Source organism: Roseibium sp. (genome assembly GCF_965216085.1).
In the GTDB taxonomy this organism is placed as follows: Bacteria; Pseudomonadota; Alphaproteobacteria; order Rhizobiales; family Stappiaceae; genus Roseibium.
The window spans coordinates 4,586,863-4,610,612 of record NZ_OZ244138.1 but is presented as its reverse complement, the minus strand read 5'-3'; the positions used below and the strand labels follow the sequence as shown (position 1 = coordinate 4,610,612).

Below are 23,750 nucleotides of genomic sequence, written 5' to 3'. Positions count from 1 at the left end.
ATGAAACCCGGAGAAGGTTTCCGGGCCGCGTGGAACGTGCCGCCAACGCTCAAAAAGGTCAAGCAGATCTAATGAGGATTTCTTTTAGAGCCTGGAACGGTCCTCAGACCGGCTTGGCACCTTGACCAGGGCTTCGCCTTCCAGGACGACCGTATCTTCAACGCTGCAGATGCAAGAGAGCCGGGCCCGATTACCGCGGTCCATCAGTTCTTCCACCTTGACGGTGACTGTAACATCGTCGCCGATCTTAACGGGGGCTTTGAAATTCAAGGTCTGAGACAAATAAATAGCCCCAGGTCCTGGCAGGCGCGTTCCCAAAACCGCGGAAATCAGGCTTGCCGTATAGAGCCCGTGCGCGATCCGGGTCTTGAATGGGGTGCGAGCGGCAAAGTGTTCCGACAGATGGATCGGGTTCCGGTCACCGGACACTTCGGCAAAGCCAACAACATCTGAAGAACTGACATGTTTTACGAGTTCTTCCGTCATACCGACCGTCAAGTCTTCGAAACAGAGTTTTTGCAGTTCCAACATGGTTTTTCGCGCCTTATGTTTCCGGTTTTTTGGCAAGCCGGACGCTAAGCGGGGCGGGGTTTTCTGACAATTAGGCTTTCGGTGAAGAAAAAAAGTCTCTGTTATTAACGGTCTTTTCAGTTGCTCCCCTTAAATTGCCTTGAGTGTGGGGAGGTGAGGACACAGAGAAATGTGTTGCTCTCCTTCAAAGTCATAACGCGTCCATCGGCCCACGGCCAGGGGCCGCGCAAACTGACAGTATGGAGTAGACAATGGCCCTTGATCTTCAGATGCCGGTCCTCGTGGTCGATGACTACAAGACGATGATTCGCATCATTCGCAACCTTCTGAAACAGCTCGGTTTCGAAGACATTGACGATGCTGCGGACGGCACCGAAGCCCTGGAAAAAATGAAGCAGCGCCGGTACGGTCTTGTGATTTCGGACTGGAACATGGAACCGATGACCGGTTACGAACTGCTCAAGCAGGTTCGTGCGGATGGCTCTTTGAGCAAAACACCGTTCATTATGGTGACCGCTGAATCCAAAACGGAAAACGTGATCGCTGCGAAGAAAGCTGGCGTGAACAACTACATCGTGAAACCCTTCAATGCGCAGACGTTGAAAGGCAAGATCGAGGCTGTCTTCTCCGACTAAGAATGGCAAGGCGGAGGCAGGCATTTGTCTCTTTCTCCGCCAGTGCCGGTATCCGATTTACGCGGAGCAGTTCTGCTGGGCAGGCAGGCTGCGGCCGGCAATCGTGCCAAGAGTGTTATACCGCCGGTCTTAAGAGCGGGACAACACTTGCTGCTTGGAGGCGGCGGTAGGAATGGACACCACTGAAAGGCTCGATCTCATGGCCAAAATAAAACAAGAAAATGTCGCGCGGATCATTGATTTCCTGGAACAAAACAAGACTCGGGAAGGGGAGGTCTCTCTAACAGATGTGATGCATCTGGCAGAGGTGATGTCCGGGTCGATGCACGACTTCCTGTCGACGGTTCAGCCGGCGGTGACGGAAGAGCTGACCTTGATCGCCAAGGAAATCACCCGCATGAAGACGGAGATTTCCGCGCTTCGTGCCAATGATATGACCGGCAACAAAATTCCCGATGCAGGACGCGAGCTGGATGCCATCGTTGAGGCAACCGAAAACGCGACCAACACCATCATGGAAGCGGCCGAAGAAATCATGGCGGCGGATCCGAGCGACACAGACGCCTATCAGGATCTCGTCAGCAACAAGATGATCGGCATTTTTGAGGCCTGCACCTTCCAGGACATCACCGGTCAGCGGATTTCAAAGGTCGTCAGCACGCTGCGCTACATCGATGAGCGGGTGTCCTCCTTCATCGAACACTTGCGCATTCCGGCCGATTTTGAAGCCGAGATGAACGAAAGCGACGAAGACCGCCGCAAGCGCGAATTGATCCTTCACGGTCCGCAGCACAGCGGCGAAGGTGTGTCGCAGAACGATATCGATGCTCTTCTGGGAGATTCCCAGGCCGATATCGACAAGCTGTTCGACTGATCGTCTTCAAACACAGAATTTGAAAAGGCCGCTCACATGGGCGGTCTTTTTGTTGTTCGATCAGAAATTTGCCAGAGGGAAAGCGAGTTTGCTACTCGGATGAGAGCGTTAAGCCAATTAAAAGTGCCAGGAACCGCGCAATGGCTTTACCAACAAATGCCAATAGCCAGCTTGGGTAACGGTAATTTCCGGCCCCTAGCTGCCATAGACAGTGGTCTAGATCAACGTCCGCTTCGCGCCCCCAATTCGGTCGTTCGCCGCGATGGAGCCTCTGCCCGAAAGCTGGCATTCATTTGAGACGCAACAATTTTCTAGGATGAGCTGGGAATGGGCATTTGTTGCGGTCAAAACGAGTTACGGGATTGCGGACGAACAGAACGTTGATTGGAAAAGGTTGAATGGCAGCAGATCGGCACCAACCGGTAAAGACTATATTCTAGACAATCCGCAGAACGGTGCGTGCCGGGGATACATGGGGCGAGAGCAGGCTTTGTTTGGCCGCGAAACTAAGAGCTTGCCGTATGAAGGTCGCAAGTGTGTGCCCCTCTGTCAAAGTCCAGTCATACACTAACAATCAAAACGGACCACTCAAGTGGGGCTGATCGCGCCGAACCGAATACAGGATTGGTTGTGGCGAGCAAAATTTCATTAAAACGGAATAAGAAAGCCCGCCGGGTAATCGCAACCAAAGCGTTTAAGCGGCCCCTGCGCGACTCCCCCGAATACGGCTGAGCGATACTGGCGTGATCCCGAGATAGGCTGCAATCTCGATTTGCGTGAGGCGCTGTGCGAGGCCGGGTGAGTTGTTCAGGAATTTCTCGTATCTCTCCACCGCGCTCAAGCAGAGAAAATCATATTCTCGCTCCTCGTTTCTTAACGCAAGCCGGCGAAACATCTGGTTCGAAAACCGGAGCATTTCGGGATCATTCTCCGTAAGCTCCCTAAACTTGAAACTCGGCAGAAACTCAACGGTGACCGGTGTTAGACAGACAGCCGAGAAGCGCGCTGGCTCGCCTGCCAGGGTGCACGTCATAGAGGCGAAAATCCCGCCGGTATCAATAAAAGATTTTGTATAGGTTGCGCCGGCGCTGGTGAGATACACCAGCTTGATCAAGCCTTCGGTGAGTTTGTAAATATTCTTATTGAACTCGGCCTGTCGGATTATGTAGTCGCCGGCCTGAAAACTTCTTGTTTCAATAGAACCTTCAATTGAGCTTATGTCCACGCCTGCAGATGACAGAGTTTGCTGAAAGCTCATTCGTTCTTATCCTATGATAATTTGTTTGGCGCCTGACCGTGTTAGACCCGTTTTACTTAAGTAGGCGAAGTCAATTTTCCAACTGGCCGGATAGAATCCCGTATTTTGATGCGGAGCACAAGTTCGCCTGCAGTTGCGCATGCTCGGCACATTTTCGGGCATTCGCGGTGATTGGGATTGGACGGGAAACCACAGATTTCCCTCTCGTATTTAATGGAGGTGGTAATCCAAATGCAGCTCAGAGTGAACGGATCCCTGTACGACGTTCCGGACAACTGGCAGGAGGAGACTCTTCTTACAGTGTTACGGGAACAACTGGGTCTTGTCGGCACCAAGTTCGGTTGCGGCGACGGTGGTTGTGGAGCCTGCACGGTCCACGTCGACGGGATTGTCGCCCGAAGCTGCCAAATGCGTGCGTCAGATGCCGAAACCCTCGACATACTGACCATCGAAGGTCTGACCGGTGCCAGCGTCGATTTGCATCCGGTACAACAGGCATGGCTCGATGAGCGTGTCGCCCAATGTGGTTACTGCCAAGCCGGGCAGATCATGCAGGCTGTGGCGCTGCTGAAGGAAAATCGGGCGCCGGACGAACAGACGATTGTCGATCACATGAACAGGAATCTGTGCCGTTGCGGTACGCAGTCCCGAGTTCAAAAGGCAATTCTACGTGCTGCCCGTGAACTGCGGGGGCAATCATGAAAGCCGTCAAAGCGAAACGCCGTTTCACCCGCCGGAGCTTGCTGAAAGGGGCTGGGTTTGCGGCAGCAGGCCTGACAGTCACCTATTTGGTAGGTCGTCGGCTCGTTCCGATCCTGCCTTCACTCGCCACTCCAGACATCGACGGCGTTGCCTGGATATCAGTCGGTCGGGATGGTCAGATTTCGATGCTGAGTCCGGTCCATGAAATGGGGCAGGGATCTTCACTGGGGCTTGCCCAGATTGTGGCGGAAGAGCTCAATGTCAAAAGCTCAGACATAAAGGTAAGCTTCCCCTCCACACAGGATGTGCCCCATATGCGCTTTACAACAGGCAGTCAGGCGATCACCTTGCATGCGCGGCCCATTGCAGACGCGGCGGCGCGACTGCGTGAAGAGCTCAGACGGAGAGCAGCAGCAATCGCCGGTGTGAAACCGACAGCACTTGTGGACGCCGACGGTGGGTTTTACGGGCCTAACAAGCGTTTCGTGTCCTATTCGAATGCGGTTGCCGGTAGTGAGCTGACGCTTGCCTCAGATAATTTGCCTGAGGGCACCAGTTACACATTTGACGCAAAGCGCGAAAAACGGCAGATCGGTCATGAAGCACTTCAAATTCAGGCCCGCGAAATCGTGACAGGTGCTCCTGCTTTTGCTGCCGACATTATTCGACCGCATATGGCTTTCGGGAGAGTGTTTCAGGCACCCGCACCAGATGCGAAGATCATAGACGTTTCCGACAGAGGTGCCGGGAAAGTGCCAGGAGTGATCAAGGTGGTCATCGACAAGCCACGGCGGCTCGTTGGTGTGGTCGCTGAAACGCCCCGCAGCCTCGAAGAAGCTCTGAAACGCCTGAACGTAAAATGGGACCGGCCGGACCGGTTTACGGCTGAGGAAGTCGCAGCGCGGGTTGATGTCGACAGGGCGCTTGCAAAGGGTGATCTTGAACATTCCATCGTGGACGAGGATGTTGATTTGTCGACTGACTGGACAGTTGACATGCGCTTTGACCAGCCAATCCTGCATCACGCAGCGCAAGAACCAAGAACGGCTGTCGCGGAATTCAGCCAGCGTGACGGACAAGAGGTTGTCGACATCTGGACTGGCACCCAGGATATTTTCGTCAACCAGAAGAAGGCAGCAGCCGATCTTGGCTGGTCAACCGATCGCGTAACTGTTCATGCGATGCGTGTCGGTGGCGGATTTGGTGGTCGTGTCCTTTACGATGTTGTGCGCGAGGCAGTGCTCCTTGCACAAGAGGTCAAACGGCCGGTCAAGGTGACTTGGTCTCGGCGGGACGAGTTTCTCGCCGATCGGACACGTCCCCCTTCTACTCACCGCGTCCAAATCAGGGTGGACGCTCAGGGTCAGATTTCGGATTGGCGGCACGCGTGTGTCAGCGGTTATGTTTTGTTGACAGAGCTCATGGCCCCGCAGCCGCTTTTGTCCGGTATGCGCTTGGTGATGCATGACTTCGGGGCTGCACGCGAACTCATGGCCCCCTATTCAGCTAAGGCTCGGCGGATCGAAATGAGCGATGTGGAACTCCCCTTTCATGTGGGCGAATGGCGTTCGCTTGGTGCAGCACCAAACAATTTTGCAATTGAAAGTGCGATGGACGAGCTTGCGCGGATTCTGAAGCGGGATCCGCTGGAGTTTCGCATGCAAAACCTGGGTAAGGAGAGGACAAAATTAAAAAACTGCCTGACCCGCCTCAAGGAGATCTGTGATGGGCACCCGAGGTCGTTAGAGAAAGGAAAAGGGCGGGGATATGCTTGCGGCATTTATCAGGAACATAGCTATGTGGCGGCAGCCTTTGATGTTGCAGTGGACCATGAACGAAGAAGCATTCGCGCGGAGCGCTGCACGTTCGTAATGGATGTTGGTCTTGCCATCAGTCCAGATCAGATCAAGGCGCAGATTGAGGGATGTGCAATGATGGCCATTGGCCAGCTTTTGATGGAGGAGGCACCGATCTCTGATGGTGGGTTGTCAGCTCAAAGTTTTGATAACTATCCCACACCAACCATGGTGAATGTTCCGCAATTTGAAATCGACATCGTGGAACAAGGCTCGAGCCCGCCAGCGGGTGTTGGACAGGCCCCGATCATCGCCTTGGTGCCGGCTCTTGCCAATGCCCTGCGGGACGCCACAGGGTATCGAGCGCTGACATTGCCGGTCAACTTCGACGACATTCCGCCTGTCTTGGACAGTTGACACGGGTAAGCCAGCCTTCAATTGAAGGACAGCGTAGTGGACCTTGGAGCTGCCACCTAATTGAAGCTAGAGCCGGGCTGGACGCTCCGGTCAAAAGTCGCTCACAAGGTCTCCTGGCATGTTCTGGTAACTTACCGGACGCAGGAACCCGCGGATCGAGAGCGTCCCCACAGAGGTCGCCCCGAAATTGGTCAACGCCGGGTATGGTCCGCCATGTACTAACAATCAAAACGGACCACTAAAGTGAGGCTGATCAACCAAGTTGGCTTCACTCTCGAAGAGGAGGAAACTCTAGCGGCGCATTTGCTATTGGCCGGTCTGGGGAATTCCGCCATTGCAGATAAGAGTGCTCCTAAAGTGCGCGCGCGATCTGTTACCACAACGTTGAAATACATCGAACTGCATCCTGCGGATGCCGTAACTATCAGTGAAATCTGTGCCGCAACTGGTGTCTCCTGGAGAACACTTGACCGTGCTTTTATGGAGCGTTTCGGCATTGGCCCTAAGACTTACCTGCAACGTGCGCGGCTCTCCCGAGTACGCGAGCAGCCAGTCAGAAGGGAGAACTGCGGGTTTCGGAAACTGCAAACAACTGGGGGGTTTGGCATATGGGTCAGTCTGCTCACGACTATCGAACAGTCTACGGAGAGTTGCCTTCGGAGACACTGGACCAGAATTGGAATTGATGACCTTGCGCTCTTAGAGTCCGCTCCGCTAATCGCTGAGGCAGAAACCTGCCAGACCGCTTTCGGCCCCATTCCGGTCATTTGACCGGACCGCAGCAGACGGCAGCCTCCCGCCCTTTTCAACCCCTCACCACCACAGCCGCGGAATGGCAGCCCTTGCCCGCAGGCCCTCTTCAACAAGCCGCTTGCGGATGAGGTGTTCTTCCGGGGCTTCACTCGGGCCGAAATCAGAAACGTGAATGCCGGCGGTGATGAATAGGACATCGATGTCCTGGGAGACGGCACCGCGGATATCCGTCGGCAGGCCGTCGCCGATCGCCAGAACGTCCTGCTTTTCGACCGGATGTCCGGCAAGCTCTGCCAGCCGTTTCAAACCGGCGTCATAAATCGGCGCATGCGGTTTGCCGAGGATGGCGACCTCGCCGCCGAGATCTTCGTAAAGCCGCGCCAGCGCGCCGGCGCACCAGACCAGTTTATCGCCCCGTTCCACAACGATATCCGGATTGGCGCAGATCATCAGAAGCTTGCGCGCCGCGAGTTTTTGCAAGCGCTCCCGGTAGTCGTCCGGCGTTTCGGTCTCGTCGTCCCGGAACCCGGTGCAGCTGATCGCCTCAGCATCCTCGTCCACGCTGGTGAAGGTGGCTTCCAGATTGTGGTAGAGCGGCTGGTCCCGGTCCGGACCGATGTGGAGAAGGGTTTTGGAGCCTTGGGCGACCAGCACGTCCCGGGTGACATCACCTGAGGTGACAATGCTGTCGTAGGCCTCATTCGGAACACCCAAGTTTTGCAGCATCTCGGCGACCTGTTTCGCCGGCCGCGGCGCGTTGGTGATTAGAACCACATGTCCGCCGGTCTCTTCCCGGTAGCGCTGCAACGCTTTGTGGGCCTCTTCAAAGGCTGCAATGCCGTTGTGCAGAACCCCCCAGACATCGCACAAAATGCCCTTGTATTGCGGGGCAAGGGCATGAAGCCCGTCAACAAGAAGCGGTGCAGAAACGGTCATGGCGGGTCACTCGGATGGTATATAGTCTGATAGGATTGCGCGGAATCGATGTAAATCCGGCGCGGACCATATCCGAAGAGCGCAGCAAACGGAACCAATCAAAGGGTATTTCATGCAAGTCAGGCAACTTGGCGAACAGGTGATCAACCAGATTGCCGCCGGTGAGGTGATTGAACGGCCTGCCAGCGTGATCAAGGAACTGGTTGAAAACGCTGTGGACGCCGGGGCAACGCAGATCGATATCGTCACGGCCGCTGGCGGCAAGACCCTGATGCGGGTGGCAGATGATGGCGCGGGCATGCGCCAGGCGGATCTGAAGCTGGCGATCCGCCGTCACTGCACCTCCAAGATTTCCGATGACGACCTGTTCGATATCCGCACGCTTGGCTTTCGCGGTGAGGCGTTGCCGTCAATCGGTTCGGTCGCCCGACTGGTCATTCAGACCCGCCACTGCGAAGAAGATCATGCCTGGGCAATCGCGGTTGAAGGCGGCAAAGAACAGCCGGTTGCCCCGGCCGCCCGCTCCAAAGGCACGCAGGTTGAGGTTCGGGATCTCTTTTTCGCAACGCCGGCCCGGCTAAAGTTCTTGAAGTCCGACCGGGCGGAAGCGGCGGCAATCACAGAAATTGTCAAGCGCATCGCGCTTGCCTATCCGGAAATTGGGTTCTCTCTGTCAGGAGCTGACCGGCAACCGCAAAATTGGCCGGCAGCGCGCGGCGACGAGCCGCATCTGGCACGGATTGCGCAAATCCTGGGGCAGGAGTTCACCGACAATGCCATGGAGATCGACGCGGCCCGCGAAGGCGTGCGCCTGACCGGCTTTGCCGGTCTGCCAACCCACCACCGGGGCAATGCCCAGCATCAGTTTTTCTTCGTCAACGGGCGCCCGGTGAAAGACAAATTGCTCTTGTCCGGTCTGCGCGGGGCCTATGCGGATGTGCTGGCGCGGGACCGTCATCCGGTGGTGGTTCTGTTTATTGATCTCGATCCGGCCTTGGTGGATGTGAATGTGCATCCGGCCAAATCCGATGTCCGGTTCCGGGACGGGCAATTGGTGCGGGGGCTCTTGGTTGGGGCGATCAAACATGCGCAGGTCCAGGCCGGACATCGATCTTCGACCTCGAATGCCGCTGTCGCGCTCGATGCTATCCGGGCGCAGGCGGCGGGCGGGGAGCGTCCTTTCGCAGCAGCCGGGTCGTCTTACGGATCAACCGGTCCTGGACCTCAGCCCGCAGGCGGATATTCTTCGGTTGCGACAGCGGAACGCTGGGCGCCCGATGTTTTCCGGCCGTTAGAGCAGGCTATGCCTCCGGCCCATGGGTTTGCCGAGGCTCCGGCGACAGAGATCCAGGCCGGCCTTTCCGGTCTGGCAACGCCCTCAGCCGATGCAAGAGCGCATGATGTGCCGGTTGAAGCGGAAAAAACCGACCTCCCGCTTGGCGCTGCGCGGGCTCAGGTGCATGAAACCTACATCATCTCGCAGACCCAAGATGGCGTTGTCATCGTCGATCAGCACGCGGCGCACGAGCGGCTTGTCTATGAGCGGTTGAAAGAAGCCTTGGCAAAAAAAGACGTTGCGCGGCAGATCCTGTTGATCCCGGAGATCGTAGACTTGCCGGAAGAAGATGCAGCCCGGTTGGTGGAACGGGCGGAAGATTTGGAGAAAGTTGGTCTGTCCTTGGAAGCCTTTGGTCCAGGTGCGATCGCGGTGCGCGAGACACCGGCTATGCTTGGCGACATGGATATTCAGGGCATGGTCCGCACGCTGGCGGATGAATTGGCCGAATGGGAGACGGCCGAGAGCTTGCGGGAAAAATTGGACCATGTTGCAGCCACGATGGCGTGCCATGGATCGGTCAGGGCCGGACGGCGGATGCGGCCGGAAGAGATGGATGCGCTTTTGCGCGATATGGAAGCGACGCCCCTGTCAGGCCAGTGCAATCACGGCCGGCCAACTTGGGTTGAGCTGAAGCTGACTGACATTGAAAAACTATTTGGCCGTAAATAGTCCGGTTCTGGTCTTTCAGACCGATGCGGCACTGGAAAATGGCGTATGGAGATCTGAATGAGCGCAGAAGACGGCAATTCTTCTATATCGTCGGCAACGGATAGCGTGAGTGCTTGGCGCAAGGGCGGACGGTTTTTGCGCAAAGTTCTGGTGGCCGGTGTGATCGCCTACGGCATTGCAGCTGGTTACATGTATTTCAATCAGCGCAACTTCGTCTTTGTTCCAACCGGTGAACTTGAAACCCCGGAATCCAAAGGACTGGACGGTGTTGCTGTCGAGACCGTCACGATGGCCGATGGCACAAATGTCACGGTGTGGACCGCGGAGCCGCGGCCTGGAGCGCCGACGGTCATGTATTTTCACGGAAACTCCAGCAATTTGTCGGCACGCCACAAGCGGTTCAAACATGTTTTAAACAGCGGCTACGGTCTATACGCGCCAACCTATAGAGGCTATTCGGGCAGTGAAGGGTCACCATCCGAGGCCGCGTTTATCTCAGACGCTTTGGAGCACTATGATCGGCTGACCGCGACTGGCGCGCCGGTAATCCTGCACGGCGAAAGCCTTGGCACAGGTGTGGCAACGGCGGTTGCCGAACAACGACCCGATGCCAAACTGCTGGTTTTGGAGGCGCCCTATACAGCGCTGGTCGATATCGCGTCCGAACAATATCCCTGGCTGCCGGTTACGGCCCTAATGAAGGATCCCATGCCGACGCGGGAGCGGATCAAGAAGGTTCAAAGCCCAATCCTGATCCTGCACGGCACCAAGGACCGGATCATCCCGGTTGAGCATGGCAAACGCCTCTATGACCTCGCCCCGGAACCCAAGAGCTTGGAAATTGTCGACGGAGTAAGCCACAGCGATTTGTGGAAGAATGGTCTGTGGGAAACAGTGCAACGCACCTACTGCGCTCTGGAGACGGTTAGAAAGGCCTGCTGAACCGGACAGCGGGATTTCCCAAACAAAAAAACAGCGCTCGGTTTCACCAAGCGCTGTTTTCTTTTTCTGGGTCGGCAATACCGGCTTTGTCAGAACGTTCTTTGTACACGCAAAGTGGTGTAGATCTCGTCCCTGTCGGCCAGTCCGGAGGCTGCCTTGTAATCCACATTGCGGTATTGCATCTCAGCGCCTATGACGAGGCCTGACACCGGGGTCCAAGCGACGTTGCCCGTGGCGGTCCACTGGCTGAAATCATAGGCATCCGTTGCTGCATCGGCAACGTGATAGCCACCTTCCAGATTGGCCTGCCAGGCATCGGAGAAGGCGTGGTGCCAACCACCACCGATATTCCACGTTTTGGTGGTCTTGGTGTCGCCAGCAACATTGATTGCATCCGTTATGCGGCTATCCCAGCTGTCGAGCGGGAACCGGCTGGCGCCGTCGGAATACGCAACTTGGATCGCGATTTTGTCTTTGCTTCCAAGAAAGGGGACATTGATCTGCGCGCCGGCGCCAATAGCCCAGCCGAGTTTGCCTTCTGCGGCAACGTCAGCAAACCGGACATGGTGCAGGACACCCATCAGCTGAGCAGATCCCCATCCTTGTTCGATCCGGATGTTGGCAATGGCATCCGGGAGTTTGTCACCGCCGTATCCGTTGCCGCCAGCAGAGATCAGCTGAACCTGCCTGGACGCGGCGTTTTCAAGCGATACGCTTGCTGAGATACCGTTCCCGAATGAGCCGGTATAGGCAATCACGTTGGACTTGGTATCCGAATAGGATGTGACCTGAGCACCCCAGGAATAGCCGGTCCAATAATCCCAGAATGATTGGGTGCGGCCAAAGGTGAAACCACCGAACTGGACGAAGCTGAATTCGAGCTCCGGTGTTACTGCGCCAAATGCGCTGCTGTCACTGGTGTGGAAAATCGAGGTGAATGTGCGCAACAGCCCATATTCAGTTGCCGTGCGCGAATCCAAATAGATGTATCCACGGGACCGGAAGACCGTGGATGTTTGCGCTTTGTCTGACCAGTTGTTTGGCCCATCGCCGTAATTGTTGAACCTATATTCAACACGAATACGGCCACCGACCCGAAGGCAGGTGTCTGTGCCTGGCAGGTAAAAGAACCGGGTTCCGTAAGCGTCGCAGATCCGAACGTAATCGACCGGTTCCGGCGCCAGCGGCAAATCGGCAGCATGCACGGTCGATGTCAATCCGGACAGTGCAAGTGCGGCGCCAAAAAGAACAAGTTTTTTCATCTGATTTTCTCCAGGAGAACGCAAGCGGCGATTCTGTGGATGTCTGGAGATCAGTTAACCAACAGCCGGTTGCACGAGCAACTAAATCTGAGCGTTAGATGAAGGAATAGAAGGGACCTGTGGCAATTGTGCAACCGCGATTTAGTCAGCGCCGCCCTTGAAAAAACGACTTTAAAAGCGTGGCTGATTGACGTTCACCTATCCCAGCGTAAATTTCAGGCCCGTGATGACATGTCGGCTGGCAAAAGAACCGCGGGCCATGGTCAACGGCACCGCCTTTTTCATCGCCAGCGCCATAATAGAGCCGGCGGATCCGCGCAAAGGAAATGGCAGCCGCGCACATGGCACAGGGTTCCAGCGTGACATAGAGATCACACTCCGGCAGCCGCTGGGACTGCAAGTGTTCGCAAGCGCTGCGGATGACCAGTACTTCAGCGTGTGCTGTCGGATCGTTCAGTTCCAGGGTCCGGTTGCCATCGCGAGCCAAAATCTGACCGTCCCGAACAAGAACCGCGCCAACTGGAACTTCTCCCCGGGCAGCAGCTTTTTCCGCCTCTTCCAAAGCGAGATCCATATAGGTTTTTTCGAGTGTTTGGGCGGGATCGGCGGTCATATTCTTCTCTCAACGTGCGTTGATATTTAGAGGGAATTTGCCGATCCGTCAGCCGCAAATGCGGGTTGCCCGGTATCAAAACCTGCTGCAGAACCGCAATCGAAGCGAAAATGGTGAAAACAAGCGATTCCCGAATGCGCCCGGCTCTGCTATGACGCCCCCATGACGACAAAAAAATTCTCTTCGAAACGGTCTGGCCCGCAAGACGGCCGGAACCGTCCTAAACGTGCAGCGGAAAAACGCGGATCTGGCAAACCTGCGAAACCAGCCAACCGAAAACCGGCAGCGAAAGTGGACACGCCGACCGCCAGCCCGGTTGATGGTGACCGCGGTGACCGTATCGCAAAGGTTATGGCCCGTGCCGGGCTGTGTTCGCGCCGCGAGGCGGAAACCTGGATCACGAACGGCCGCGTAGAGCTCAACGGCAAGGTGCTGACCACACCGGCGGTCACGGTGACTGGCAATGACAAAGTCCTTGTCGATGGCGAGCCGCTGCCCCTGCGCGAACGCACGAGATTGTGGCTCTATCACAAGCCGCGCGGCCTGGTGACCACCAATAAGGATCCGGAAGGCCGGCCGACCGTGTTTGACCGCCTGCCTGACGATCTGCCGCGGGTTTTGACTGTTGGCCGTCTCGACATCAACACCGAAGGCCTGTTGCTCCTGACCAACGACGGCGGTTTGGCGCGGGTTTTGGAATTGCCGTCTACGGGATGGCTGCGCCGCTACCGCGTGCGGGCGTTTGGCAAGATTACTCAGGCGGACCTTGATACCCTGCAAGATGGTGTTGCCATCGACGGTGTGCTTTACGGGGCAATCGAAGCCACACTCGACAAGGAACAGGGCGGCAACGTCTGGATGACGGTCGGATTGCGCGAAGGCAAAAACAGGGAAGTCAAACGGGTCCTTGAACATCTTGGCATGTCCGTGAACCGCTTGATCCGCCTGTCTTATGGTCCGTTTCAGCTGATGGACCTGGCGGACGGTGATGTCCGGGAAATCCGCGGCCGTGTCCTGCGCGATCAGCTCGGCGAAACGCTGGCAGAAGAAGCAGGCGCGGATTTTGATGCGCCGATTTTCCATATGCCAAAACAGGAGCCGGAGAAAAAACGCACCGGTTCCAAATCCGGTGGCCGTGACAGTGGGGCAGGCCGGGTGCAATCCCAAGGCAAATGGCTGACTGCGAAAGAAGGCAAGTCAGTCACGGACCGGAAGAAAGCTTCCAAAAGTGACAAGCCAGACCAAAAGCAGGGCAAGCGCAAGAACGAAGGCCCGCGCCGCGAAAAGGTCTCGCCGCGCTCCCGCTTCCGCATGACTTCCGAACCCAAACTGCGCCGGGATCAAACGGAAGAACGCCGGGAACCACCAAAACGGCGGATTTGGGGGGACGACGGTCTTGTCGATGACAAGCAGCAGGAGCGCCGCTCGAATGAGGATAAGGGCAACCGGCGCGGCCCGTCGCGCGGTGGCCGTCCGCCGCGGCGCGGAGATCGCTCGTGAGGATTGTTGCCGGACGGTTCAAGGGGGCGGCATTAGCGGCTCCCAAATCTTCAGCAACCCGGCCAACCAGCGACCGTCTGCGGGAAACCGTATTCAACATTCTGGCTCACGGGCTGGACTTTGACTTGGACGGTTGCCGGGTGCTTGACCTGTTCGCTGGAACAGGTGCACTCGGCTTTGAAGCGATCAGCCGGGGCGCGCGCCATTGCACCTTTATTGAAGAAGCAAGTGACGCGCGAGGCGTGATCCGCCGCAACATGGAAAGTTTTGGTCTCAATGGGGCGGCCAAGATCTTCCGGCGGGATGCCACGCGGTTAGGTGAAACCGGTACGATCGAGCCGTTTGACCTGGTTTTTGCCGATCCGCCTTACGACAAGGTGCTGGGTGAGAAGGCCCTTGCATCAGCGGCGGCCGGAGGCTGGCTAAAATCCGGTGCGCTGTGTGTTTTGGAAGAACGCGCGTCGGCCAGTGTAGAGATACCGGAAGGGTTCACCGAACTCGATCGGCGTCAAGCAGGTGACAGCCAGGTGTTGTTTTTGCAGTTTGGCTCAACCGAGTTGGCCTAAATTTAAGCGCCGCCCGGCATCATGATGTAGACGGTCTTTTGAGTGGGCAGTGTTTTCCGGCTGACCGTGAGGCTCGGTGTCTCTGCCCGGACGATCTGATAGCCTTGTTCCGTTGCTCTGCCAATAAAGGCCGGCAAGGCGCCAGCAAAATGAAAATGCATCGGGATCACCATCGACGGCCCGATACTGACCAAAACATCCATCAGGCTGTCCAGGCGCAGTGTCGATGAATTGTCGATCGCCGCGAAAATGACGTCAATCTGGCCAAGGCGTTTCAGGTCTTCCTGCGTCAGCCGGTGATGCAGGTGCCCAAGATGGGCAACACAAAGATCGGCAACCTCAAAAATGAAGATCGAATTCCCGAGCCGCCGGGTTTCTCCATCCCAGCCCCGGATGTTTGTTTGAATGTTGCGGATACGGACGTCATCGACAGTCAGATCATGATCCATCGGTCCGCCGTTGCGGTTCCAGCCGTAAAGCAGGTGTTCGATATTGGGATCAGGATTGATTGAATAATGCGTGCTATGGGCGCCGTTCATCGTTGCGACTGTCGGCGGCAAAAATGGCCGGACACTGTCGTTGTAGTCTGTGGCGATGCGGACACCTCTTGGGGTTTCCAGCTCAAATGTGGAGTGGCCGATGTAGCGGATCTGGATTTCATCCGGTTGCAATGCCGCTTTCCAGATGCGGATTTCGCCAGGGTTGGGGGCTTGATAGGGCGCGTTGGCGACGAGTTGGCAAATCGCAAAGGCCGGTGCTGCGGCACAGATCCAAAACAAGATGGTGAGCAAGGCGGCCGCCGCGGAACCATGATGGAACCTCGTCGATAAAAATGAGCGAGCACAATAGACCTGATGCGACATGGCAATTGATCCCGGACCGTCCGTTGTCACAACAATAGAGTAGGCATTTGGTCAGGTCCGGCAAGGCTGAAATTCAAAAGCACGTGTCGTCTGCCGGCAGGAAGCTGTTGGGAAGGGCAAACAACCGGACATCTGTTGGCACAAAAAGAATGGCAACCGGCCATACGGACGGTTGCCAGGTGGGGGCGGGTGGGAGGAAGAACCTGCCCCGGGAACAAATGTTAAACGCTATGAAGGCTGACCGGTGGTCTGGTGCCGCGTGACCTGGTTTTCATATCCTCTGTTGCAGCGCCCGCGTTGCGGGATTGCATGAAGATCAACTCGCCGGCCGTTCCAGCTTCCCTGACCAAATCGGCCCGTTCGCATTGCGCAGCCAGTTGCAGTCCGATACGGCGGAGATGAGAGCGGCGGTAACAATAAATCGCCATGGCTGCGCGCTGTTCATCCGGCAGCTGGCCGGCAATTTCCGACGTTGCATTCAGCGCTGAGTCCAAGAGTTTCTTTAAGATCTCATCCCGGACCGGGCAGGTCTCCAAATCGGCTGATCCCTTGGCCAGCTGCATGGCTTTTTCTCCTTCGTTCACCAAGAAGGATCTCGGAATTAGATTAATGGATTGTTAAATATCCACATTCGCCAAATTAAGTCAGTGGCAACCTCTAGTGAAGGCGAGTGTCGTTTAAGTAATTTCCATTGAAGTATTTAACAGTTCTGTCAGTTTTGTACGTGTCAAAGCTCTCAATGACTCTGAGCTATCCAAGATAGACTCTGCTTTTAAAAAATCGAGGATCCGGATATTGCCGTTCTGCGGTCGAATCAGGATATCGGGTTGATCCATCTTGATTTTCTGACTGGTGATTGTCTGCATCAGGATTTGCGATGAGCCAAATAGTGAGTCCAGCGTGCTGATATCGGCCGGGTTTGTGCGGGCGACCGGAGCGCCGACGACATCAACCGCGACGACGATGTCGCACTGAGAGCGCAAACCATCAAACGGCAGCGGATTGACGACACCGCCATCAATGAGGAAACGGCCTTGGTGGCGGACCGGGCGGAAGACGGCTGGGATCGAGATCGAGGCTGCAATTGCCGGCAGCAAAGGGCCGGTTTCAAAGTCAACTTCTTCGCAGCCATAAAAGTCGGTTGCCAGAACTCGCAAGGGAATTTGCAGATCGTCAAATGTGTCGGGCAGATACTCTGAGACGAAAACGTTTAGGACTTTGAGAGGATCAAATTGAACTGGACCAGCGCGAAAGACATCCTTGAACCGTTTTGGTCTGAGTTGCCACAACCGGTTCAGGACTTTGTTATTGTCGGCAAACAGATCCAGGACAATTCTTCGTAAATCCTCTCCGGACTGGCCGCTTGCATAGCCAGCACCAATGATGGAACCGATGGATGTGCCAGCTATTTTGTACGGCTTGATCCCCAAATCATCGAACGCTTCCAGCACCGGAATGTGGGCAAGCCCGCGGGCGCCGCCGCCGCCGAGTGCCAGGCCGATTTTTTTTGGAAAAGCGGCTTGTCCGGTCATGTTTCACCTGTGTCTATAAATTCTTTTCAGAACAGGTAGGCGTCAGGCGGTTTCTGTGCAAGGAAGCAGTTTGACCCAGGTCGGATCAAAAGCCCTCCATCAAGATCCGGGTCAATTGGTAGATCGGTCCGTTAGAAAACGAAATAGAGGTCTTCTGCTGTGTCTGCCATCCAGTTGGTGGCCTCTTCAAACGGCAAGGGCTTGGCGATCAGGAACCCCTGAACAGCGAAGTCGCCCATCATGCGCAGGCGGTCATATTGTTCTTCCGTTTCAACCCCTTCACAAATGACCGCGATGTCCAGGGACCGGGCCAGATGGATAAGCTGGTTGATGACGATTTCCTTCCGATGGTCTTCCAGCAGCTGCTGGGTGAAGGAACGATCGATTTTGAGACCATTGATCGGCAGATCAACGACATGCGTCAGAGAAGCATAGCCTGTGCCGAAATCATCGAGTTCGACGTGAACGCCCATCTCGTAAAGGTCTCTCAAAGTGGTCATGTGGCAGGAGCTGTCGTCATCCAGGAAGACAGACTCCAAGACCTCGGCCGTGATCCGCTCTGGGGCTAGATCATGGCGCGCCATAGCGTCTTTAAACTGATCGAGCAGCACGCCCGAAGACAAATGGGCAGGGGATATGTTGACCGAAATCCGGCCGAAATCCAAGCCGGCATCCTGCCAGGACCGGGCCGCGGCAAACGCTTTGTCGAGCACGATTTCACCCAAGACGGAGGCAAACCCGGTTTTCTCAACAACTGGAAGGAACTCTCCTGGCGACACTATTCCACGTTTTGGATGTCGCCAGCGCACCAGAGCTTCCATGCCGATGACCTTATGGCTGCGCATGTTCACTTGCGGCTGAAACACCAGGAAGAACTCATCGCGCTGGGCCGCCATGTGCAGCTCGCGCTCGAGCTGGGCTTCGGTATCGCTCAGTGTCTGCATATCCAACGAGAAGAACGTGAAGCGATCTTTTCCGTTGTGTTTGGAGCGGTAAAGCGCCAGATCGGCATTGACCAGAAGCGAGTCGAATTCCATGCCATGATCGGGACAAAGAGCAATACCCATGCTCACAGTCGGCCAGAATGTCGTGCCGTTAAATTCCATCGGTGAACGCATCAGTCGCCGGGCGCGTTCACACAGCTCGTTCGGATCGGCGGATGCGGAATTGGCGAGAATGACGAACTCATCTCCGCCCCAGCGGTACGGTGTCCCCAGCCCGCGGCTGACTTCTCTGAGGCGACGTCCGGTCTCTGCCAGACAGTAATCGCCGGCGAGGTGGCCGAGCGTGTCATTGACACGTTTGAAGTTGTCCATATCCACATGGATCAGGAATGCCGGTTTGTCTTCTTCAGCGAACAGTTTTCGGGCATCGCGTTGGCAGCCTGCGCGATTGGAGAGTTTGGTTAGCGGATCAAAATACGCCAGCCGTTCGGCGCGTTCCTTGGCATCCCGGGTTTCATTCTCGCGCTGGACACGTTCAGAAATATCGTTTGCCATGGCCACAAACCGGTGCCGGCCCTGATCGTGAACAAGCTGGATCTGGAAATCGACAGGGTACTCGCTGCCATCTTGGCGGCGCTGATAAGTTTCGGCGGTGTAGTTGGCTTGTGTTTGTGTGGTCAACGGTGCCAGTTTTCGCGCAATGGTGTCCTTTTTGAATTCCTGGCTGATGTCCCAGAGTTTGAGCTGCTCTATGTCTTCGTTGGCATAGCCGAGGTTCTGTAATGCGACTGCGTTGGCATATTCGATTTCGAACGTCTCGGCATTCAGCAGGTAGATCTCGTTGAGCGAGGTCTCCATTATTTTTGCCATCAGCTTGTTTTGGCGCTCGGTGTTTGACCTCTCGGTAATATCGTGAACGGTTCCAATGCCACTGATTGCCTGGCCATTCTCATCGGCAATAATATGGCCCTGAGTATGGATGCGGGCTTTGGTTCCATCGGAGCGTACGATGGTATGCTCAAAGTCGAACGTACCGCACTGTTCGATGGCGGTTTTGACGGCCAATTTGACGTGGTAGAGCTCTGGTTCAGAGATCTGTTCAAAGAAACATTTTTGAATATTTGCAGGCGGCGTATCGGATGGAATGTCCAGAATTCGGAAGAACTCCTGCGAGCCTGAGATTTCCTTTGTGATCAGGTTGCCATCCCAACTGCCGATGGAGGCGATGGTTTGGGCCTCCAAAAGCTGTGCCTGGCTGCGCTCCAGCTCCCGGGTGTTTGATAAGACTTCGGCTTCCAGATTTGACCGCGTTCTTATGATCGTTTGCTGGAACTTGTTGAGGAGACGGGTCAGAATCCGCCATGCAACGATGGCGAACAACAAGCTGATGAGCACCGAGATGCCCATGGATTTCAGAAATGCCATCGCATTGTCGGTAACGTCACGGATTAGGATCAGTTTGGATCCGGCCTCTCCGTTGACGATATCGATAGGCAAATCCTGCGCAATCAATACCCGGTCGCCATCAATAAGAACGGGATGGAACCATGATGGTGCGCTGCGCGTTTGCAGAATTTTTTGAACCGTGGCGGATGAAGTGGTCTGAGTGCCCAGTAACCTGTAGGAAAGTGCAGACGGTGATTTTGCTTGTCCAGCAGGCGCTAAAGTACGCAAAGGCCCTAGAGGGCCGCCCGCCTTCAGGATTTCCCCATTCACTGCAGAGCTCAGCAACGCCATTGATTTTTCGACGTCAGCGGTGAGTTTCAAATAGGCCAACAACCGCCCTTCGGCGACCAAAGGTTGGAGAGCACTTACACCGATACCGCCCTTTGCGTCGAACTCCAAACTGTTCGTAGTGCGGAAAAGGGAACCTGCGAGGTCAGTCTCGAAGAAGGGGGACGAAGGCGTGAAATCTGCCGGAGAATTTTCGCTATTGTATAGGATGGAACGGTTGGCCGAGTAGATCGTTAAGTCAAAAACACCCGTATCTCCGTTGAAATGAGAGAAGATGTGATCGGCTATGCGGGAGACTTCGTCTGTATCATCGCGGCTTATTGCGGCTTCGAAGGCTGGGTCGGAGGCCAGTTCATCTGCAACTCCAGTTAACGCGCTGGATACCTGAGCCCGCTGGTTTTGTATGAGCTCATGAGATGCGGTTTCTATGCGGTCGTAGGGGGCTTGCAAGATGGTGAGTTCGGTCGTGATGTTCTGGAACGCGAGCGCGGTAATAACCAGCGCCAGAAATCCGGCAAACACAACTTTAAGCGGCCGTCCGTTGCGAGAGCCGTCTTCACTCCACTGGGAAACAATATGGTCTAGGTGGAATTTCTCTGAATCAAGAAAATGATACCCGGACCGTGTCGTCTCCTTGTCCAGTGTTATTCGTTCACGCACGTTCTGCACCCAACCCCTACGCGCGGCTTCTGCCGCAACTTTTCAGGAGCATTCCATCGTTTCCGCACGCGCCAAGAGTGGTTCCGACGGTTAGGAATACTCACTGCCAGAATTATCGATAACGGCTATTCGTTAAATTGCTTTGAATAAAAATGTTAAGAAAATTAAGGAACGTAAGTGCAAGATCCTGCAAATAATATGTTTTTCTAAGCGGTTGTATTTTCATGATTTGGCTTTACTTGAACGAAATCGTCAAATCGGCCAATTCGCAGATTTTACAGGGCAAAGAAGTTCTTTATCTCTGTGCAGGTTTCTCTAGGGGCTTCCTCAGGTAGAAAATGTCCGCTGGCGATTGCCTTGCCTTGTACATGCGGGCACCAGTCGCGCCAGACGGCCAGCGGGTCTTCAACACTTCCCGCGATCCCTTGAGTGCCCCATAGTGCCAAGAGGGGCGGTTGAATGGTTTTGCCAGACTGCCGGTCCGCAGCGTCATGCAGATAATCAATGTGTGCGCCGGCCCGGTAATCTTCGCAGGTCGCCGCGATCCGCTGAGGATCCTGAAACCAAGCCCGGGTGTGCTCAAGAGCGCCGTCTGAATAGGCACTAAGATCCTTGGCTGCGCTCCAGCTTGCCAATTTGTGTTCAAGGAAGGCAATCGGATCAGCCGCGATCATGTTTTCCGGGAGTGGAGCTGGTTGCGCCAGAAACGCCCAGTGATAGATCTTCAGCGCAAACTCCCGGTCCAATTTGTTCCAGTAGTCAAAAGTCGGGAGAATATCGAGGACGGCTGCGCCAAGGATCCGCTCCGGCATGTCCAATGCCATGCGGTAAACTACCCGCCCGCCGCGGTCATGCCCCGCCGTTCGGAAGTGTGTGTGACCCAGGCTTTCCATCAGGCTGGCCATCGTACTGGCCATTACGCGTTTCGAATAAGCCGCGTGATCTGCGCTTAGCGGTGGGATGGAGGATTGGCCATAACCGGGCAAATCCGGCATGACGAGGGTAAAATGCTCAGCCAGTTCCGGGGCGATCTTATGCCAAATGACATGGGACTGGGGATACCCGTGCAGCAGCAAGAGCGCCGGACCGGAACCTCCGGTGCGGAAGAATATTGATCCTTGTTCGGTTTCTGCCAAACGGCTTTCAAAACCGGGAAACAGGTCTGGTAACGCGCGGTCCATGGCGTCCTCCCCAAATTGGTGGAATTGGGGAGGAGGGTAAGCGCCAAGAGCGCTTATGGCCATGATTCGATTGAATGATGAGGATCAGTTGCCGTTTTCGCGCGTCACGGCACGCCAGCCGATGTCCGTCCGGCAAAATCCGTCTGGCCAGTCGATTTTCTGAACCGCCTCATAAGCGGCCTGTTGAGCTGCTTTCACCGATGTCCGCAAAGCGGTGACATTGAGTACCCGGCCACCGTTGGCCAGCACTTTATCACCGTCTGCCTTTGTGCCGGCGTGAAAGACCTCCACTCCGGCCGAGACCGCATTGTTGATGCCTTTGATCTCGGTGCCCTTGTCATAAGAGCCCGGATAGCCTTTTGCGGCCATGACGACCGTCAGAGCAACATCGTCGCTCCAGTCTGCCGAACATTGATCGAGCGTGCCTTCGGCGCTGGCCAGCATCAGCTCCAAAAGATCACTCTGAAGACGCATCATCAGTACCTGGCACTCCGGATCGCCGAAGCGGGTGTTGTATTCGATCAGCTTGGGACCGTCGGCGGTGATCATCAGGCCGGCATACAAAACACCCTTGAAAGGCGTGCCGCGTTTGGCCAGTGTTACAATTGTCGGCTCGATGATCCGTTTCATCACATCAGCAATCAGATCATCGGTCAGAACCGGAGCTGGGGAATAGGCACCCATGCCGCCAGTATTAGGGCCTTCATCGCCATCATAGGCGCGTTTGTGATCCTGGGCCGTTGCCAGAGGTAAGGCGTTGGTGCCATCCGACAAAACGAAGAAGCTGGCTTCCTCACCTTCCAGGAACTCTTCGATGACGACCTCGGAGCCCGCCGCCCCGAAAGACCCTTCGAAACAAGCTGTGACGGCAGCCTCGGCTTCGGCCAGTGTCATTGCAACAACAACACCTTTGCCCGCCGCCAGACCATCGGCCTTGATGACGATTGGGGCGCCTTTTTCGCGGACGTAAGCGAGTGCACCGGCCTCATTGTCGAAGCGGCCATACCCTGCAGTCGGAATATCTGCGTCGTCACAAACGGCTTTTGTGAAAGCCTTGGATCCTTCCAGCTGAGCAGGGACCTTCGCGGGTCCGAAAGCCTTGATCCCGGCAGCGTTCAAGTCATCAACAAGCCCTGCGACCAATGGGGCTTCCGGGCCAACAACCACAAACTCGATCTGCTTGTCCTGGCAAAAGGCAATCACAGCATCATGGTTGGAAACGTCCAGATCAGAAAGCTCTGCATGAGCTGCAATACCGGCATTACCAGGAGCCGCATAAAGCTTGGTCAACTTCGGCGATTTGGCCAGGGCCCAGGCAAGAGAATGTTCGCGGCCACCGGATCCGATCAGGAGAACTTTCATGAAATGCCAATCTCTCGTGCATCAACAGGAAGGAAAGCTGTCGCACGATCAAACTGACCGGCCACCGCCGTTGGAGCGCGGTCTATCACGGCAACGGCAGGGCTGCAATTGGCCGATGTTCTGCATGTGCAGTCCGAGATTCAGGCGCGGCCGGGGCCCGGTTCTGTGAGCCGGTCCTGGCAGATCGTACTCGGATCCCCCGCCAACCGGCGCGACATCCTAAAAATCTTCCGTAAATGCCGGGAGGACTGCGGCGAAGCTTGCGAGAAGGAGCATGAAGCGGCCATCAGCCGGATGCTGGTTGATGCCTCCGCCGGGCGGATCTATCTGGTCGAAGTGCGCGGCGAACCGGCTGGCTTTGCCTGCGTGGCTTTCCGGCAATCGGTCATTTGGGCGGGACGATTGGCAATCCTGGAGAAAATCTATCTTCTGAACGGGTACAAAGGCCGGGGTCTCGCTCAGCGGATCTTGCGGGCCATCATTGGAGACCTGGAAAATTTTGGTCCTGCTATTGTCACAGCCTACTTGAGGGAGGGCGATCCTCTGTCTCAAATATTTGAACTTGAAAGCTTTTCCGCAGTTCCGCTTGTGCGGTTCACCGACCAGGAGATTTCCGAAAACGTCGGCCCGGTGTTTTGAAGACATTTTGAGTAAAGCCGGCCTGCCTCGCCCACTGCGAGC

20 protein-coding genes are annotated in these 23,750 nt (G+C 55.8%); 9 read left to right on the top strand and 11 right to left on the bottom strand.

Going from position 1 to position 23,750, the window contains the following annotated elements; translation table 11 throughout:
• Positions 1-84: 84 nt before the first annotated feature.
• Complete coding sequence (locus ACOOFE_RS21670; RefSeq protein ID WP_420411987.1) at positions 85-531, bottom strand: MaoC family dehydratase; 447 nt, start codon at positions 529-531, stop codon at positions 85-87.
• A 251-nt stretch (positions 532-782) separates the two neighbouring features.
• On the opposite strand from ACOOFE_RS21670, the gene ACOOFE_RS21665 reads away from it, so the two are divergent.
• Both ACOOFE_RS21665 and ACOOFE_RS21660 read left to right on the top strand, forming a co-directional pair.
• Positions 783-1,166: a response regulator gene (locus tag ACOOFE_RS21665; RefSeq protein ID WP_006935666.1), complete on the top strand. Its 384-nt coding sequence runs from the start codon at positions 783-785 to the stop codon at positions 1,164-1,166.
• A 172-nt stretch (positions 1,167-1,338) separates the two neighbouring features.
• Positions 1,339-2,040: a chemotaxis protein gene (locus ACOOFE_RS21660; protein WP_420411986.1), complete on the top strand. Its 702-nt coding sequence runs from the start codon at positions 1,339-1,341 to the stop codon at positions 2,038-2,040.
• 694 nt (positions 2,041-2,734) lie between these two features.
• On the opposite strand, the gene ACOOFE_RS21655 is transcribed toward ACOOFE_RS21660, so the two are convergent.
• A complete protein-coding gene (locus ACOOFE_RS21655; RefSeq protein WP_420411985.1) occupies positions 2,735-3,298 on the bottom strand; it encodes a Crp/Fnr family transcriptional regulator in 564 nt (187 codons plus the stop codon).
• A 231-nt stretch (positions 3,299-3,529) separates the two neighbouring features.
• Between ACOOFE_RS21655 and ACOOFE_RS21650 the strand changes: the two genes are divergently transcribed.
• Positions 3,530-4,000 (top strand): (2Fe-2S)-binding protein, encoded by a 471-nt coding sequence (locus ACOOFE_RS21650; RefSeq protein ID WP_420411984.1) that lies wholly within the window; start codon positions 3,530-3,532, stop codon positions 3,998-4,000.
• A complete protein-coding gene (locus ACOOFE_RS21645; RefSeq protein ID WP_420411983.1) occupies positions 3,997-6,213 on the top strand; it encodes a molybdopterin cofactor-binding domain-containing protein in 2,217 nt (738 codons plus the stop codon). The genes ACOOFE_RS21650 and ACOOFE_RS21645 overlap by 4 nt, the downstream gene beginning before the upstream one ends.
• Before the next feature lie 813 nt (positions 6,214-7,026).
• Here ACOOFE_RS21645 and ACOOFE_RS21640 read toward each other — a convergent pair.
• Positions 7,027-7,902, bottom strand: a complete 876-nt coding sequence (locus ACOOFE_RS21640; protein ID WP_420411982.1) for a TIGR01459 family HAD-type hydrolase — start codon at positions 7,900-7,902, stop codon at positions 7,027-7,029.
• 112 nt (positions 7,903-8,014) lie between these two features.
• On the opposite strand from ACOOFE_RS21640, the gene mutL reads away from it, so the two are divergent.
• Positions 8,015-9,910, top strand: coding sequence for a DNA mismatch repair endonuclease MutL (gene mutL, locus ACOOFE_RS21635; protein ID WP_420411981.1), 1,896 nt, complete (start codon positions 8,015-8,017; stop codon positions 9,908-9,910).
• A gap of 57 nt (positions 9,911-9,967) precedes the next feature.
• Positions 9,968-10,852, top strand: coding sequence for an alpha/beta hydrolase (locus ACOOFE_RS21630; RefSeq protein ID WP_420411980.1), 885 nt, complete (start codon positions 9,968-9,970; stop codon positions 10,850-10,852).
• Positions 10,853-10,941: 89 nt separating this feature from the next.
• Here ACOOFE_RS21630 and ACOOFE_RS21625 read toward each other — a convergent pair whose 3' ends face one another.
• Both ACOOFE_RS21625 and ACOOFE_RS21620 read right to left on the bottom strand, forming a co-directional pair.
• Positions 10,942-12,114 (bottom strand): porin, encoded by a 1,173-nt coding sequence (locus ACOOFE_RS21625; RefSeq protein WP_420411979.1) that lies wholly within the window; start codon positions 12,112-12,114, stop codon positions 10,942-10,944.
• A 145-nt stretch (positions 12,115-12,259) separates the two neighbouring features.
• Positions 12,260-12,727, bottom strand: coding sequence for a nucleoside deaminase (locus ACOOFE_RS21620; RefSeq protein ID WP_420411978.1), 468 nt, complete (start codon positions 12,725-12,727; stop codon positions 12,260-12,262).
• Positions 12,728-12,889: 162 nt separating this feature from the next.
• Between ACOOFE_RS21620 and ACOOFE_RS21615 the strand changes: the two genes are divergently transcribed.
• Complete coding sequence (locus ACOOFE_RS21615; RefSeq protein ID WP_420411977.1) at positions 12,890-14,227, top strand: pseudouridine synthase; 1,338 nt, start codon at positions 12,890-12,892, stop codon at positions 14,225-14,227.
• Positions 14,224-14,793: a 16S rRNA (guanine(966)-N(2))-methyltransferase RsmD gene (rsmD, locus tag ACOOFE_RS21610; RefSeq protein WP_420411976.1), complete on the top strand. Its 570-nt coding sequence runs from the start codon at positions 14,224-14,226 to the stop codon at positions 14,791-14,793. Before ACOOFE_RS21615 ends, rsmD begins: the two co-directional genes overlap by 4 nt.
• Before the next feature lie 2 nt (positions 14,794-14,795).
• Here rsmD and ACOOFE_RS21605 read toward each other — a convergent pair whose 3' ends face one another.
• From ACOOFE_RS21605 to purD, 6 genes are all read right to left on the bottom strand, one after another.
• Entirely contained in the window at positions 14,796-15,584 is a 789-nt protein-coding gene (locus ACOOFE_RS21605; RefSeq protein WP_420411975.1) for an MBL fold metallo-hydrolase, read from the bottom strand.
• A 293-nt stretch (positions 15,585-15,877) separates the two neighbouring features.
• Complete coding sequence (locus ACOOFE_RS21600; RefSeq protein ID WP_141188273.1) at positions 15,878-16,219, bottom strand: hypothetical protein; 342 nt, start codon at positions 16,217-16,219, stop codon at positions 15,878-15,880.
• Between the two features lie 114 nt (positions 16,220-16,333).
• Positions 16,334-17,188 (bottom strand): patatin-like phospholipase family protein, encoded by an 855-nt coding sequence (locus ACOOFE_RS21595; protein WP_420411974.1) that lies wholly within the window; start codon positions 17,186-17,188, stop codon positions 16,334-16,336.
• 131 nt (positions 17,189-17,319) lie between these two features.
• Positions 17,320-20,526, bottom strand: a complete 3,207-nt coding sequence (locus tag ACOOFE_RS21590; RefSeq protein ID WP_420411973.1) for an EAL domain-containing protein — start codon at positions 20,524-20,526, stop codon at positions 17,320-17,322.
• A gap of 275 nt (positions 20,527-20,801) precedes the next feature.
• Positions 20,802-21,707, bottom strand: coding sequence for an alpha/beta fold hydrolase (locus tag ACOOFE_RS21585; RefSeq protein WP_420411972.1), 906 nt, complete (start codon positions 21,705-21,707; stop codon positions 20,802-20,804).
• Between the two features lie 84 nt (positions 21,708-21,791).
• Positions 21,792-23,069 (bottom strand): phosphoribosylamine--glycine ligase, encoded by a 1,278-nt coding sequence (purD, locus tag ACOOFE_RS21580; protein WP_420411971.1) that lies wholly within the window; start codon positions 23,067-23,069, stop codon positions 21,792-21,794.
• A gap of 108 nt (positions 23,070-23,177) precedes the next feature.
• Here purD and ACOOFE_RS21575 point away from each other — a divergent pair, with 108 nt between their 5' ends.
• Positions 23,178-23,708 (top strand): GNAT family N-acetyltransferase, encoded by a 531-nt coding sequence (locus ACOOFE_RS21575; RefSeq protein WP_420411970.1) that lies wholly within the window; start codon positions 23,178-23,180, stop codon positions 23,706-23,708.
• Positions 23,709-23,750: the final 42 nt, after the last annotated feature.

Coding starts and splice junctions, on each gene's coding strand:
- ACOOFE_RS21615 (WP_420411977.1), top strand. CDS start 12,890: ATGACGACAAAAAAATTCTCTTCGAAACGGTCTGGCCCGCAAGACGGC.
- ACOOFE_RS21585 (WP_420411972.1), bottom strand. CDS start 21,707: ATGGACCGCGCGTTACCAGACCTGTTTCCCGGTTTTGAAAGCCGTTTG.
- mutL (WP_420411981.1), top strand. CDS start 8,015: ATGCAAGTCAGGCAACTTGGCGAACAGGTGATCAACCAGATTGCCGCC.
- ACOOFE_RS21670 (WP_420411987.1), bottom strand. CDS start 531: ATGTTGGAACTGCAAAAACTCTGTTTCGAAGACTTGACGGTCGGTATG.
- ACOOFE_RS21660 (WP_420411986.1), top strand. CDS start 1,339: ATGGACACCACTGAAAGGCTCGATCTCATGGCCAAAATAAAACAAGAA.
- ACOOFE_RS21630 (WP_420411980.1), top strand. CDS start 9,968: ATGAGCGCAGAAGACGGCAATTCTTCTATATCGTCGGCAACGGATAGC.
- ACOOFE_RS21625 (WP_420411979.1), bottom strand. CDS start 12,114: ATGAAAAAACTTGTTCTTTTTGGCGCCGCACTTGCACTGTCCGGATTG.
- ACOOFE_RS21600 (WP_141188273.1), bottom strand. CDS start 16,219: ATGCAGCTGGCCAAGGGATCAGCCGATTTGGAGACCTGCCCGGTCCGG.
- ACOOFE_RS21655 (WP_420411985.1), bottom strand. CDS start 3,298: ATGAGCTTTCAGCAAACTCTGTCATCTGCAGGCGTGGACATAAGCTCA.
- ACOOFE_RS21595 (WP_420411974.1), bottom strand. CDS start 17,188: ATGACCGGACAAGCCGCTTTTCCAAAAAAAATCGGCCTGGCACTCGGC.
- purD (WP_420411971.1), bottom strand. CDS start 23,069: ATGAAAGTTCTCCTGATCGGATCCGGTGGCCGCGAACATTCTCTTGCC.
- ACOOFE_RS21620 (WP_420411978.1), bottom strand. CDS start 12,727: ATGACCGCCGATCCCGCCCAAACACTCGAAAAAACCTATATGGATCTC.
- ACOOFE_RS21640 (WP_420411982.1), bottom strand. CDS start 7,902: ATGACCGTTTCTGCACCGCTTCTTGTTGACGGGCTTCATGCCCTTGCC.
- ACOOFE_RS21645 (WP_420411983.1), top strand. CDS start 3,997: ATGAAAGCCGTCAAAGCGAAACGCCGTTTCACCCGCCGGAGCTTGCTG.
- ACOOFE_RS21665 (WP_006935666.1), top strand. CDS start 783: ATGGCCCTTGATCTTCAGATGCCGGTCCTCGTGGTCGATGACTACAAG.
- ACOOFE_RS21650 (WP_420411984.1), top strand. CDS start 3,530: ATGCAGCTCAGAGTGAACGGATCCCTGTACGACGTTCCGGACAACTGG.